The sequence below is a fragment of the Roseateles saccharophilus genome (assembly GCF_031458095.1).
GTDB lineage: Bacteria > Pseudomonadota > Gammaproteobacteria > Burkholderiales > Burkholderiaceae_C > Pelomonas > Pelomonas saccharophila_A.
Genome location: NZ_JAVDXU010000003.1, coordinates 426,496 through 440,171, shown reverse-complemented (window position 1 = coordinate 440,171; position 13,676 = coordinate 426,496). Strand labels below are relative to the sequence as shown.

10 protein-coding genes are annotated in these 13,676 nt (G+C 71.0%); 5 read left to right on the top strand and 5 right to left on the bottom strand.

All coding sequences use genetic code 11. The features are described 5' to 3' along the window. The first annotated feature begins 2 nt into the window (after window positions 1-2). On the top strand, window positions 3-1,121 hold the full coding sequence (locus J2X20_RS21030; protein WP_310268969.1) for a glycosyltransferase family 4 protein: 1,119 nt from the start codon (window positions 3-5) through the stop codon (window positions 1,119-1,121). After that, window positions 1,118-2,527, top strand: coding sequence for an oligosaccharide flippase family protein (locus J2X20_RS21025; RefSeq protein WP_310268967.1), 1,410 nt, complete (start codon window positions 1,118-1,120; stop codon window positions 2,525-2,527). The genes J2X20_RS21030 and J2X20_RS21025 overlap by 4 nt, the downstream gene beginning before the upstream one ends. Here the strand turns inward: J2X20_RS21025 and J2X20_RS21020 are convergent. Beyond that, a complete protein-coding gene (locus tag J2X20_RS21020; RefSeq protein ID WP_310268964.1) occupies window positions 2,491-3,303 on the bottom strand; it encodes a class I SAM-dependent methyltransferase in 813 nt (270 codons plus the stop codon). The two genes, J2X20_RS21025 and J2X20_RS21020, sit on opposite strands and share 37 nt — an antisense overlap. A gap of 14 nt (window positions 3,304-3,317) precedes the next feature. Between J2X20_RS21020 and J2X20_RS21015 the strand changes: the two genes are divergently transcribed. Next, window positions 3,318-4,409, top strand: a complete 1,092-nt coding sequence (locus J2X20_RS21015) for a glycosyltransferase family 4 protein (protein ID WP_310268961.1) — start codon at window positions 3,318-3,320, stop codon at window positions 4,407-4,409. On the opposite strand, the gene J2X20_RS21010 is transcribed toward J2X20_RS21015, so the two are convergent. Beyond that, window positions 4,385-5,638, bottom strand: coding sequence for a nucleotidyltransferase family protein (locus tag J2X20_RS21010; RefSeq protein WP_310268957.1), 1,254 nt, complete (start codon window positions 5,636-5,638; stop codon window positions 4,385-4,387). The genes J2X20_RS21015 and J2X20_RS21010 overlap by 25 nt on opposite strands. A gap of 5 nt (window positions 5,639-5,643) precedes the next feature. Here J2X20_RS21010 and J2X20_RS21005 point away from each other — a divergent pair, with 5 nt between their 5' ends. Beyond that, complete coding sequence (locus J2X20_RS21005) at window positions 5,644-6,657, top strand: phosphoenolpyruvate carboxykinase (ATP) (RefSeq protein ID WP_310268952.1); 1,014 nt, start codon at window positions 5,644-5,646, stop codon at window positions 6,655-6,657. Here the strand turns inward: J2X20_RS21005 and J2X20_RS21000 are convergent. Together J2X20_RS21000 and pdxR are read right to left on the bottom strand one after the other, a co-directional pair. Continuing rightward, entirely contained in the window at window positions 6,647-8,044 is a 1,398-nt protein-coding gene (locus J2X20_RS21000; RefSeq protein ID WP_310268950.1) for a B12-binding domain-containing radical SAM protein, read from the bottom strand. The two genes, J2X20_RS21005 and J2X20_RS21000, sit on opposite strands and share 11 nt — an antisense overlap. 64 nt (window positions 8,045-8,108) lie before the next feature. Next, a complete protein-coding gene (pdxR, locus tag J2X20_RS20995) occupies window positions 8,109-9,566 on the bottom strand; it encodes a MocR-like pyridoxine biosynthesis transcription factor PdxR (protein ID WP_310268947.1) in 1,458 nt (485 codons plus the stop codon). A gap of 157 nt (window positions 9,567-9,723) precedes the next feature. Between pdxR and J2X20_RS20990 the strand changes: the two genes are divergently transcribed. Next, window positions 9,724-12,948 carry a di-heme oxidoredictase family protein gene (locus tag J2X20_RS20990; RefSeq protein WP_310268944.1) on the top strand — a complete coding sequence of 1,075 codons (3,225 nt, stop codon included), beginning with the start codon at window positions 9,724-9,726 and terminating at the stop codon, window positions 12,946-12,948. A gap of 7 nt (window positions 12,949-12,955) precedes the next feature. Here the strand turns inward: J2X20_RS20990 and J2X20_RS20985 are convergent, their stop codons facing one another. Continuing rightward, window positions 12,956-13,675 carry a hypothetical protein gene (locus tag J2X20_RS20985; protein ID WP_310268941.1) on the bottom strand — a complete coding sequence of 240 codons (720 nt, stop codon included), beginning with the start codon at window positions 13,673-13,675 and terminating at the stop codon, window positions 12,956-12,958. Between the last annotated feature and the right edge of the window lies 1 nt (window position 13,676).

Here is a 13,676-nt window from a genome sequence, read left to right as displayed (position 1 = left end):
CCATGCGCGTGGCCCAGCTCAACCCCTACCTCGACCCGCTCGGCCGGCCGGCCGCGCAATTGCTGAGGGACTGGCCGACGCTGGGCCATTGCGCCCGCGCCGCCGCCGAGGCCGGTGCGCGCGTCGCCGTCGTGCAGTGCTGCGCGGTGCGGGACTTCATCAGGCGGGACGGCGTGGACTACCACTTCCTGCCTTTCGATGCCGGTGATGGCCGGCCCTCGGCGGGTCTGGCCGAGCTGCTCGGCAGGCTGCAGCCCGAGGTGATGCATCTGCAGGGCCTGGGCTTTGCGCGCGAGGTCCGTTGGTTGACGAGCGTGGCGCCCCAGGTACCGCTGCTGCTGCAGGATCATGCCGATCGGCCGCCCGCCCGGCCGCTGGCCTGGTTGCGCTGGCGGCGCGCCTTTGCGCGGGCGCGCGGGCTGATGTTCCATGCCCGCGAGCAGGCCTTGCCCTTCGTGCGGCGCGGGCTCGTCACCGCACGCACGCGCATCTACGAGGTGCCCGAGTCGAGCTGCGACTTCCAGCCGCGCGATCGTGACGAGGCGCGGCGCGCCACAGGATTGGCGGGCGACCCCTGCCTGCTCTGGGTCGCCCATCTCGACGCAAACAAGGACCCGCTGACGGTGCTCGACGGCATCGCCCTCGCCGCCCCCCGATTGCCCGGCCTGAAGCTGTGGATGTGCTACGGCAAGGCGCCGCTCTACGATGCGGTGCGCGAGCGGCTGCGCGACCCGCTGCTGGCGGGCCGCGTGGAACTGCTCGGGGCTGTCCCCCATGCACGCATCGAGATGCTGATGTCGGCTGCCGATGCCTTCGTGCAGGGCAGCCATCGCGAGGGCTCGGGCTACAGCGCCATCGAGGCCCTGGCTTGCGGTCTCGCGCCCGTCGTGACCGACATTCCTTCATTCCGCAGCCTGCTCGGGGCCCTTCCCGCGACGCAGGCCGCGCAGCTGTGGCCGACCGGGGATGCAGCCGCCCTGGCCCAGGCGCTGGTGGCCCTGGCCCGCACTTCCGCCGCCGAGCGCCGCGCGGCCGTGCGGGCGCGCTTCGACGCGCATTGCTCCCCCGCGGCGCTGAGCCGCAGTCTCGCGGCTGCCTACACGGACGCGCTGGACTCATGACGACGCTGCCGCTGCCCCTGGCGCGCACCGATGTCCGGCGCGCCTTCCTTGGCAATCTGGCGGCATCCAGCGGTGAGACGGCCATGCGCTTCCTGCTCGGGCTGGCGCTGGCGCGTTTGCTGCAGCCCGCCGACCTCGGCCTGTTCGCGATGGCGACGGCCGTGTTCGGCATCGCCCAGCTGCTGCGCGACTTCGGCGTCTCGGCCTATCTGCAGCGCGAGCCGGCGCTGACGCCGCAGCGCTTCTCGGCCTGCCTGGGACTGCTCGCCTGCACGACGTTGGCGGCCCTGTCGGCCCTGCTGCTGGGGGCTGGACCGCTGGCGGAACTGCTGGGCCAGCCGGACCTGGCGCCGCTGTTGCGCGTGCTGGCCCTCGGGCTGCCGGTTTCGGCCTTTGGCAGCGTGATGGCGGCCCTGCAGCTGCGCGAGCTGGCGGCGGCGCGCATCGCCAAGGTGTCGTGGCTGGGCGTCGCCAGTCAGGCCGTTGTGGCTCTGGCCCTTTCTGCCAAGGGAGCCGGCGCGCTGGGCCTGGCCTGGGCCCAGGTCGCGGCGACCGTGGCCTGCGGCCTGGCCTATGCCGGCTGGCGCCCGACCGCTCTGCCTTGGCGACCGGCGTGGCAGGGCTGGGGCGAGGTGCTGCGCTTTGGCGCCGCGTCGTTAGTCGCGAGCGGCCTGGCCGGCCTGCATGCGTCGTTGCCGGACCTGCTCCTTGGGCGGCTGTCCGCACCGCATCAGCTCGGTCTGCTCGGCCGTGCCCAGGCCACGGTCAACCTGCTGCAGGTCGTCGCCGGCCAGGCCCTGAACTTCGGCGTGCTGCCGGTGCTGGCCGGCCGCCATGCGCGTGGGCAGGCGCTGGCGCCGGTGCTGTGCCGCGCGACGGCGCTGCTGACCGGCCTGGGCTGGCCACTGCTGGCATTGACCGTGGTCTATCGCGAGCCTGTGGTGCGGCTGCTCTACGGCCCGGCCTGGCTGGACTGCACGCCAGCCGTGCTGCCACTCGCCCTCGTCGCGGCGCTGGCCCTGGCCTTCACGCAGTTCGGTGCCGCGCTGGCGGCCGTCGGCCGGCCCGAGCTGGCGGCCTGGCCGACGGCGGTGAGCCTGGTGGCGCGTATCGGCTTCGGCGCAGCGATGTTCGACGGCAGCCTGGCGTCTTTCGCCTGGGCCCTGTGCTTGGCGGCGGCGGTGGCGCTGCCGGTGCAACTCGGCATCGCTGCGCGGTGCCTCGGCCTGCGGCCGCGTGAACTGCTCGGCGCGGTCGGTGGCAGCGCGCTGGCGGCCCTGGCCGTGTTGGTCGTGCCCTGGACGCTGGCGCCACTGGCCGGGCTGGCGGCGCTGCGCTGGAGCCACCACCCGCTGCTCGACGAGCTCGGTCAGCTCATGCGTCGGCGCATGACGAGCAGGAAATGATCGCCCAAGCGATTGACCAGCGGCCAGCCGGCCACGCGCCGGTCCAGGGCCCACAGCCTGTCGTGCCAGCGCGGATGGCGCTCGGCCAGCCAGGTCAGATAGGGCGGTGGCACGAAGACGCACAGGCCGCGCTGCACCTCCAGCTCGAAATGTTCGGCGAAGGGCGCGAAGAACTCGGCGGGGGTGTAGTAGCGCGTCCAGATGGTGCGGCCGTTCATGCCCACGGCGACGGTGTCGAGCGCAAAGCGGATGCCGGCCCGGGCCCAGCGGCGCTGGCGCACATAGTGGGCGATCTCCCAGGGGCAATAGCGGCCGATGACGGTGAAGACGAGATGGCCGCCGGGCTTGATCAGCCGCGCGCATTGGGTTGCGACGGCGCCCAGGTCGGGCACGCAGTTCAAGGGGCCAAGGTTGGAGTAGGCGCCGTCGAAGGCGGCGTCGCCCTCGAGGCGTTGCAGCTCATGGGCGCCGATGGCGCGCACATCGACATCCAGGCCGGCGTCGCGGGCGCGGTCGCGGGTGCGCTCCACCATGCGCTCGGACCAGTCCGTCGCCGTCACGCGGTGGCCTTGTGCGGCCAGGTGCACGGCATCCAGGCCGGTGCCGCAGCCCAGGTCGATGAGGCGGCTGCCAGGCGCAAAGCTGGCGTCCAGCCAGCGCCACATCTCGTCGCGCATGGCCTGGATGGCGATGTTGTTGCCGCGCGGGCCGTCGTAGTCGGCGGCGACGCTGTCGAAGGCCTCTTGCGTATCGAGCAGGCGGGTTTGTGTGTTCATCATGAGGGTGTGGCTTGAAGATCGCGGTCGTCGTGCCCGGCGGCGTGGACCGTTCGGGCGAGGTCAAGGTGGTGCCGGCCCTGCTGGCCTTGCTCAAGCGCCTGGCTGCGCGGCATGAGGTCCATGTGTTTGCGCTCGGGCAGGAGGCCGAGCCCGGCGAGTGGTGGCTGTGCGGTGCGCGCGTGCACAACATCGGCGGCCGTGCCGCCATGCCGCGGGCGGTGCGGGCCATCGTGCGGGAGCATGGCCGTGGCCGTTTCGACCTGGTGCAGGCCATCTGGTCGGGCAGTTGCGGCGCGACGGCCGTCGTGGCGGCCAGGTGGCTGGGCCTGCGCAGCGCGGTGCATGTGGCCGGCGGCGAACTCGTGGCCCTGCACGACATCGGCTACGGAGGCCGCCGGGGCTGGCGCGGCCGGCTGCGCGAGGCCTGGGTGCTGCGCGGCGCCGATGCGCTGACAGCGGCCAGCCGGCCCGTCCTCGACCAGCTCGCCCAACTCGGTCACGGCGCCCGCCGCCTGCCGCTCGGCGTGGACCTGGGCGTCTGGCCTGCACGGGCACCGCGCCCCCGCAAGGCCGGCGAGCCCCTGCGCCTCGTGCAGGTGGCCAGCTTGAACCGCGTGAAGGATCAAGCCTGCCTGCTGCGAGCGCTGGTCTTGCTGCCTGACGTCCGGCTGGACCTGATTGGCGAGGACACGCTGGGCGGCGCCATGCAGGCCCTGGCCACGCAGCTCGGCGTCGCAGCCCGCGTGCACTTTCACGGCTTCAAGACCCAGGCCGAACTGCCGCCGCTGCTGGTCGGTGCGCATGTCCATGTCATCAGCTCGCGCCATGAGGCCGGGCCGCTGGCCGTGCTGGAAGCCGCCATCCTGGGCTTGCCCAGCGTCGGCACGGCGGTGGGCCATCTCGCCGAATGGGCGCCGCAGGCCGCCCTGGTCGCGCCGCCAGGCGATGCGTCGGGACTGGCCGCAGTGATCGCACGCGTCGCTGGCGACGAGGCCTTGCGCCTGAGCCTCGCGCACGAAGCCCAGCGCCGTGCGGTGGCGGAGGATGCGGATCATTGCCATCGTCATTTCGAACGGCTCTATGCCGAACTGCTGGACCGGTAGGCGAGGGCTCGATGCAGGGAGTACAAGGTCTGGACCCGCGGCGGCGCGCCGAGCAGGAAGCGCAGCGCCTTCAGCCAGCGTGGCCGGTAGGACCATGCCGAGTCGGCCAGGTAGTGCTGGCGGCTCAGCACCTCCGCGGTGAGAAGGCGGCCCTCCCGGCCGGGACGCAGGCGCTGCCACGCAAAGCCGAGGGCTTCGGCCGGCCGGCGCGACCAGACGATGCCCGGCAGCATGGGGATGGCGAGGCGCGACAGCGAGGTCTCGACCAGGTCGAAGCCGGCGAGGCGCAGCCAGGGCGGGCAAGCCGCAGTGGCGCGCGCCAGTGCCGCGTTGGCCACCTCGGGCAGGCAGCCCGGAAAGAGGGTTTGAACCAGCCGCAGCGGCGGTACGGCCCACCAGGCGGCGCGACCATCGGAGGCGGGCGCCAGGGCTTCGTCCCACTGAGAGGCGTCCAGCCGCGTTGCCAGCCTGGTGATGTCGTGCAGCTGGATCAGGCGCACGCAGCGGTTGCAGACGTTGCCGGCGGCATGCAGCAGCAAGTGGCGCATCAGTGCAGCAGGACTGGGGTAGGGATTCAGGCCGGGGCGGGCTGCCGGCTGCAGCAGCGAGGCCGTGATGTCGACCTCGTGCAGCGGCAGCGCCTCGCGCACGGCGTCGTGCAGTTCGATCTTGATCGGATTGGCTTCGTGCTCGCCAAATGCGCGATCGGCGGGCTGGTCCAGCGGCTCGTAGGCGCGGTGGCGGTGCTGGATGACATCCAGCCGATAGCCGCTGGACAGGATGAGCCGGTCGGCCGCAGCGGCGTCGGCCGGGTGGGCCAGCAGGTCCACATCGCTCATCGGCCGTTCGCCCGGCGCATAGAGGCCCAGCTGCAGCAGCGCGGAGCCCTTCATCGCCAGCAGCGGCAGGCCGGTCCGGCGGGCTTCGGCATCCAGGCGTGCGAGCAGGTCGCGCACGCGCTGCTCGCGCAGCCGGCCCTGCTCGGCCTGCTCGGTCAAGAAGGCTGCCCAAGCCGGCGGCCCCTGCCAGCGCAGCCGGCCCGCGAGCAGGGCCGACACGCCATGCATGACGGCCACGGCCATCGCCGCGCGCCATTCGAAATCGCTCCACTCCGGCGCACCGTGCCCGGGCGCCGCCAGCTCGGCGGCCAGCCTGTCCGTCGTACAACGCAGCGCCGCCTGCACCTGCGGGGCGGGCGGCAGGCCACCAGCATCCTTCACACTTCGCATCACCGATGACCTCCACGACCTGGCAACCCGACTCCCGGCAGATTGCCGATCCCTTTGGCGAGCGCGCGCCGCTGGCGCTGAGCCGCCGCTACCGCCTGCTTGGCGCCGACATCGAGTTCCGCAGCGACAGCGCCGCGCTGCTGGCCTTGGTGGACTCGGCCTATGCCGGCCTGCCGGCGCCGGCACCGGACGGCTTGGCGCTGCAGGTGGAGCTTCGTCTGACGGAAGGCGGGACAGGCTTCACGGGCGAGCCGCCCGAGCCGCGCATGCTGGGCGGCGCTGGCCTGCTCGGCGTGGCCATGGATGCGCAGCACCTGGCCTTGGTCAACATGGCGGCCGGCCGCGCACTGGTGCAGGTTTCGCATGGGCTGCTGGCCCATCCCTACCACCTGCGCTATGAGCTGATCGAGTTCGCCGTCTTCACGCTGGCCGCACGCACCCGCGGCCTGCTGGCCTTGCATGCGGGTTGCGTCGGGCTGAACGGGGTGGGCGCGCTGTTGGTCGGCGCCAGCGGCGCGGGCAAGTCGACGCTGGCTTTGCAGGCCCTGGCCCAGGGCCTGGACTTCCTGACCGAGGACGCCAGCTTCGTCGATCCGCAAACCCTGAAGGTGAGTGGCATCGCCAACTTCCTGCACCTGCGCTTCGATGTGGGGCAGTGGGTGGACGATGCTGCGCTGCGCACGCGCATCGAGGCCTCGCCGGTGATCCGTCGGCGCAGCGGCGTCGAGAAGCATGAGCTGGATCTGCGCGACGGCTGGGCGCCGCTGGCTGCGCAACCGCTGCAGCTGAAGCACCTGGTGTTCGCCGCGCCCGAGGCCGCGGCCGACGAGGCATTGCTGAAGCCACTGAGCGCTGCCGAACTCGCCGAGCGCCTGCACCTGAGCCAGCCTTATGCCGCCGGCCAGCCGGGGTGGGCGACCTTTGCCGGAGGCTGCGCGCGGCTTCATGGCTGGGAGCTGCGGCGTGGCAGCCATCCGCGCGTCGGGGCTCTGGCCTTGAAGCGGCTGCTCATGGCGTGACGGCGGCGGCGGGGCTGAGCTCGGCGATCAACCGGGCCCAGCGCCGCTGGATTTCGTCACCCGCGCGGCGGCGGCTCGGTGCGTCCAGGCGGCCGAGGTCGACCTGGGCATGCAGCAGGTCGCGGACGGCGCGATAGACCTCGCTGCCGAAGCTGCCGCGGAACATCATGGCCAGGTCGGCGCTGTCGTCCCAATGGGTCTTGGCGCCGAGCTGCGCCTTGACCTGTTCGTGAAAGCGCGTGCCCGGCAGTGGGTAGGAAACGCTGACGCCGATGTCGTCGGGCCGTGCCTCCTCGATGAGCCGGCGGGTCTGCAGCAGTTCGTCCAGGCCCTCGCCAAGATAGCCGAGCTGGATGAAGAAGCCGACGCGCACGCCCACGGCTTGCAGGCGCTCTCTGGCCTGGTGGATCTCGGCCACCGTCGTGCCCTTGTTCATCGCGTCCAGCACCTGCTGGCTGCCGCTCTCGGCGCCGATCCAGGCCTCGCGGCAGCCCGCGTCGGCCAGCGCGCGGGCCATGGCTTCGGTCATCAGGTCGGCACGGGTCTGGATGGAGAAGGGGATGCCGCCGCCCAGGCGGTCCAACTCGGCGGCGAAGCGCTGCACCCAGTCGGAGCGAAAGCCGAAGATGTCGTCGGCGAACCAGACATGCCCGGGCGCGAAGCGGGCCTTGAGCTCGGCCATCTCGGTGGCGACGGCGGTGGCCGAGCGCTGTTGGTAGCGCTGGCCCCAGATGGGCTTGGCGCACCAGTTGCAGCGGAAGGAGCAGCCCTTGGACGCTGCCATGTTCAGGCTGAAATAGCCGTGGGCGGCGGTCCAGGTCGAACGGTAGCGCTCGATGTCGACGAGGTCCCAGGCGGCGGGCGCTTCCAGCTCGGCGGCTTCGTGGCGTTGCAAGGTGACGGGTTGTTCCAGGGCGGTGAGGAGCCCGTTGCCAGGCAGATCGGGTTGAGCTTCCAGTCGGCGCAATAGCGCGGGCAGCACGTCCAGGCCTTCGCCGCGCAGTGCGACGTCGGCGCCGGCGCGCAGATAGATGTCGGGCGCATCGCTGGCGTCGGAGCCGGCCACGATGACGCGGGCGCCGGCGCGGCGGGCGCTCCCCACCATGGTGCAGGCGGCCTCGCGCATCTTGGCCAGGCACATCTTGCTCAGATAGTTGTAGTTGTCCTCGTAGAGCAGCACGACGCGCGGCTGTACGGCGGCGAGCTGGCGATCGAAGTCCTGGGTGCCGGCGGCCAGCATGGCGTCGAAGAGGGCGACCTCATGGCCCTGGCGGCGCAGCAGTTCGGCGACCTGCAGGGTCGCGAGCGGGGGATAGGGCTTGGCGCGGTCGAACTGCTTGGCGTCGAAGCGCAGGAAGAAACTATGGCCGACCAGGATGGAGAGCACGCCTTCTCCTTGAGTTGGAGTTCGGCGTGGGTGCCGGCCTGAGGCCGGCAGGTTCAAACGAGAACTAGGGGAGGGCTTGCGCGAGCTTGTGGACGCCGCTGCGGATGCTGGCTTCGGTGAATGCCGCGAAGCCCAGGCGCAGGCCGGCCGGCGCGGGGTGCTGCAGGCGATAGGCCGTCAGCGGCGTGACGACGACGCCGGCCGCCGCGGCGCGCCTGGCCAGTTCGGCGTCCCGGGCGGAGGCGGGCAGCCAGGCGGTCAGGTTCAGGCCGCGGCGCGAAGGCGTGAACTGCAGCCAGCGGCCGAAATGCTTGTCCAGGCCATGGCGCAGCGCGTCGGCGCGGGCGCCGTAGACCAGGCGCAGCTCGCGCAGATGGCGGGCCCAGTGGCCGTCGGCGATGAAGTCATGCAGCACGGCCTGGTCCAGCAGCGAGGGCTGGGACTGGGTCAGGGCCAGTGTCCTGCAGACCGGCTCGACGAGACGGCGCGGCAGCACGAGGTAGGCCAGGCGCAGGCAGGGCGCCATGCTGAAGGCCAGGCTGCCGAGGTGGATGACGCAGTCGCCGTCGTCCTCGGCCTTGAGGGCGCTGGCGCCGCTGCCGTCGAAGACGAAATCGGCGTCGCGGTCCTCGTCGATGACATAGGCGCAGGCGGTGCGCGCCCAGGCCAGCAGGGCCGCGCGACGCGAGGCCGACATGGCGTGGCCCAGCGGCATCTGCGCGGCGCAGGTCGTGTAGGCCAGGCGGGCGCGCGGCGCAGCGCCGAGGGCCGCGTCGACGTCCAGGCCCTGGTCGTCCACCGGCACGGGCACGACGCGCGCGCCGGCCGCCGTCAGCAGGGCCTGCACGGCAGGCGAGCCAGGGTCTTCCACCCAGGCGTCCTCGCCGGGGTTCAGCAGCAGCCGGGCCAGCAGGTCCAGAGCCTGGCGGGTGCCGGGCACGATGACGACCTGGTCGGCCTCGCAGCGGATGCCACGAGACAGGGCCAGTTGCTGGGCCAGCAGTTCGCGCAGCGGTGCCAGTCCTTGCCATTCGACCCCCTGGGCGATGCGGCCCTCGGACCAGCGCAGGCGCTTGGCGGCAAGCCGGGTCCAGAGCGCTGAGGGAAAGAGACCGGTATCGACGCGGTCGGCCTCGAAGGTGCGGGGCAGGGGGCCGTTGCGGCTCCTGACGCCGGCCCCGGCCTCGCTCATCTGGCGGCCGCGCCGTGACAGCGCAGGAGCCAGGGCTTGCGCAGCTGCTTCAGGAGCGGACGCCGGCGGCACCTGGGGTGCGACAAAGCTGCCGCGGCCCACATGGGCTGAGATGTAACCGTCAGCAAGAAGTCGCTCAAAGACGGCTGTGACGGTGGATCGCGAGACGCCGTGGTCCCGGGCCAGGCTGCGGCTGGTGGGCAGCCGGCTGCCCGCTGGCAGGCGGCCGTCCCGCATCGCTTCGCAAAGGGCGGCATGCAGCCATTGCTGCAGCGAGACGCCGACAGGGCGGGGGCCAAGGGCCAGCGAATGTTCGGCAGCGCGGCGCAAGCGGGTCTCGAATTGGTTTGGTCTGTGACAGCTGAATTGGCCCGCGACTGCGGACTAGGGGGTGGGCAGCATGCGCGTCATTCAACGGGCCGCTCGGCCGCGGATGACGACGATGTCATCTTAGGCGGGTCATCTCAAACACGATCGAGAGGGACAAATGAAGCCACACGGTTTACGCAATCTTTCAAGCCTCGGCCTGCCGTTTGCGGTCAGCCTGCTGGTGTCGGCCTGCGGGGGCGGTTCTGGCGATCCGGCCCAGCCATCGGCACAGAGCAGCGAGGCCGGCCCGACGGCGCGCGCCATGGCCGCAGCCGCCGGCGAGTCGGAGGCGGCGCTGACGCCCGTCAGCGTGACGGCGAGTTCGTCGGAGCGCGCCGATCTCGGTCCGGCCAAGGCCATCGACCATGACGACAACTCGCGTTGGAGCAGCGGCTTCAGCGACGACCAGTTCCTGGTGCTGGACTACGGCCGCACGGTGAGCATCAGCCGCGTGCATATCGACTGGGAGCGGGCCCATGCCAACCAGTACGAGCTGCAGGTGTCCGCTGACGGCAGCAACTGGACGACGATCAAGTCCGTGCCCAACAGCCAGGGCGGCAGCGAGGACTGGACCGGCCTGAATGGCCAGGGGCGCTATCTGCGCATGAAGGGCATCCAGCGTTCTTCGGGCTATGGCTATTCCATCTTCGAGATCCAGGCCTTCTCGGGTGTGGCGCCCGCGCCGGCACCTTCACCGGCCCCGGCACCCAGCCCCGCGCCCGCTCCGGCGCCCGGCCCCATTGACCTGAGCCAACCCGGCGTGGCCGTCAGGCCCGTCACCGCCACCTCGTCGGCCGTGGAGAACGCCGGCAACAACGCCCTGCAGGCCATCGACGGCAAGCCCGGCACACGCTGGGCCAGCACGTTTGAAGACGGCGCCTGGATCCAGTTCGACTTCGGCGCCAAGACAGCGGTTGGCTATATGAAGCTGGTCTGGGAGAACGCCTACGGCAAGGCCTACTCGCTGCGCGTGTCGGATGACGGCCAGACCTGGACCGAACTGCGCAATGTCGGCAACGGCCGCGGCGGCACCGAGGAGTTCTTCAACCTCAACGCCAATGCGCGCTTCATCCGCCTGCAGGGCGTCGCGCGGGCAACGACCTACGGCTATTCGCTGTTCGAGGTCGAGTTCAAGTCGCCGGGCAGTGACAACACCATCGCCGACGTCGCCACCTCGGCCTTCAAATTCCCGGCCAGCGGCACGGGCCTGGTGCCGCTGCCGAGCAGTGCCGAACCGCTGGAGTCGCTGCAGTTCACGCTGCCCGACGGCACGCTGGTCACGCGCTTTGGCGTGCGCGGCCTGGCCCGCCATGGCCGTGAGCGCGGCGAGGACTGGAACGAGATCGGCTATGGCCCCAACGAGACGGTCGATGCGCTGGGCAACCCGGTCGACAAGGGCCCGGGCAACTTCCTGACCTTCGTGCCTCAGTACTTCAAGAACCGCACCTGGGGCTTTGAAGTCGTCGACAACAGCCGCGTGGCCGGCGTCACCAAGCCGACGCTGCGCGTCAACCAGTACTTCACTCAGCCGCAGCTGCCCGGCGGCGTGGCCTGGTTCCGCGCCTTCGACCGCGTTGGCGTCACCGGCTACGGCTGGATGAACCCCGGCCAGCTGGCCGACCCCAACATCGCCCTCTGCCCGCCGGTGGCCTACCCGCCCAACGGCAGGCTGCTGAACGCCAATGTGCTGAACAACGGCTGCAGCCTGACGGTCAAGGAGTATCCCGGCCATGGGGATATCGGTGCCGACGGCCTCCCCAACGGCAGGAACGTGCCGGCGCGGCCGCTGGTGGTCGGCGACGTCATCGAGGTCTCGCCGTCCTTCTTCTCGACGACCCAGGCCATGCAGGCGATCGGCGACAACGGCGGCATCCGCTACTACGCCGGCGAGTGGACCTATGTGGTCGGCGTGGGCCTGCGGCCGTCCTATGGCGTGCAGCCTCGGCTGATGAACGCGCCGCTGCCGGTGGCGACGCTGTCGGGTGGCGACGGCTCGGTGTCGTACAACTACTCCGACAACGGCCTCTTCATGTTCCAGCAGCCGCACAACCATGCCGGCATGCAGAACGTGCAGCGCTTCGTCGAGGGCCGCCGCCTGGTGCACACCAACTTCACGACCGGCGACCACAACGAGCCCGGCAACGACCGCTATCAGGCGGCCGTCGGCCTGCAGGGCACGCGCTTCAACCAGTCGGCCTGCATCGCCTGCCACACCAACAATGGCCGCAGCCCCGCGCCCCTGGCCGTCAACCAGCGGCTGGACATGATGTCGGTGCGCGCCGCCATGCTGGACGCCAATGGCCAGCAACTGCCGCATTCGCGCTATGGCACCTCCATCCAGATGAATGCGCAATCCGCTACCGGTGTGCCGCAGGACTGGGGCAATGGTGTGCGCGTGGCCGGCTTCGAGACCAAGACCGTCAAGCTCGCCGATGGCACGGCGGTGGAGTTGCGCAAGCCGCAGCTCGCCTTCGACGGCCCCGTGCCCGCGGTGTTCTCGCTGCGTGCGGCCCAGCCCATGATCGGCACCGGCCTGCTGGAGGCCATTCCCGAGGCTGACATCCTCGCCCTGGCACGCGCTACGCCGGACGCGGATGGCGTCAAGGGCGTACCCAACTACGTCTTCGACCCCGAGACCGGCGCGGTGCGCCTGGGCCGCTTCGGCTGGAAGGCGTCCAAGGTGTCGCTGCGTCACCAGGCCGCCGCAGCCCTGCTGCAGGACATGGCCGTCACCTCGCCGGTCTACCCGAGCCGTTCCTGCAACAACGGCCCGACCGCCTGCGCGGCAGGCAAGGCCGAGCCGGGCATCTCGGAGGCCGATCTGCAGCAGGTTTCGCGTTATTTGGCCCTGCTGGCCGTGCCGGCGCAGCGCAGCCTGGCCAGCGGCTTCCCCAAGGGTGTGGCGCCGCTGGATGAGCACCGTGTCGACCCGCTGCAGGTCACGGCCGGCAGCCGCTTGTTCGAGCAGGCCCGCTGCACCGCCTGCCACGCGGCGACGCTGAAGACCGGCCCGGGCCACCTGCTGGCCGAACTGCGCAACCAGACCATCAGGCCCTACAGCGACCTGCTGCTGCACGACATGGGCACGGGTCTGGCCGACAACTACGTCGAAGGCCAGGCCAAGGGCGGCCTGTGGCGCACCGCGCCGCTCTGGGGCATCGGCTACACCGACAAGGTCATGGGCAATGCGGCCAAGGTCGGCTATCTGCACGACGGCCGCGCCCGCAACCTGACCGAGGCCATCCTGTGGCACGGCGGGGAAGGGGAGAAGTCGAGGCAGCGCTTCGAGGCGATGAGCAAGGCGGACAGGGAGGCGGTGCTGGCGTTCCTGAAGTCGCTGTGATGCAGTGCTAGATGCCGCGGCGGCGTCCCTTCAGCAAAAGCAGCAGGGCGCCGCCCAGGGCCAACAGGGCGGCCGGATGCGGCTCGGGCACCGGCGCCACGTTGACGACGAACTCCAGGCTGTCGATGCTGGCGCTGGCCGCGCCATAGCTCGCGGCCGTGCCTTCCTCGCCTTCGAGATAACTGGCCGCTGCGGTGAAGCCCAGGACCACGTCGGCCGATGCGGGATCGACGGACCAGGTGGACGTGAAGTTGGGCGCGACCGTCCATTGCACGGCTCCCGGGACACCAATGCCGCCATAGGCATTGCCGACGAGGGAGAAGCTCCCCTTGACGATGGCCTGCACGCTGGTGATCTGATAACCCGGGTCTGCCGTGAAGGACAGACCGGTGAACTGCAGTGTCGCGCTGGCCTCGTGCAGCCCCTGGATGCCACTGCCGCCGACATAGGCATAGAGCTGCGGGTTGACGACGAAACTGTCGCTGGTGGCCCCGTGGGTGATCTGAGTGGCCGACAGCAGTTGGGGGTTGGCGCCGAGCGACATGTCGGAGCCATTCACCACCACCGCTTCGGCGAAGTACGAGGCTGCGCCGCTGGCAAAGCTTGCGCTTGCACGGCCGAGATCGATGGTGCACGGGTCGCTTGAACCGTCGCAGGGCGCAGCGAGGGCCAGCGGGCTGCAGCACAGCAGGGCTGCGGCCAGCGCAAGAGGGGCGAATTCGCGCATG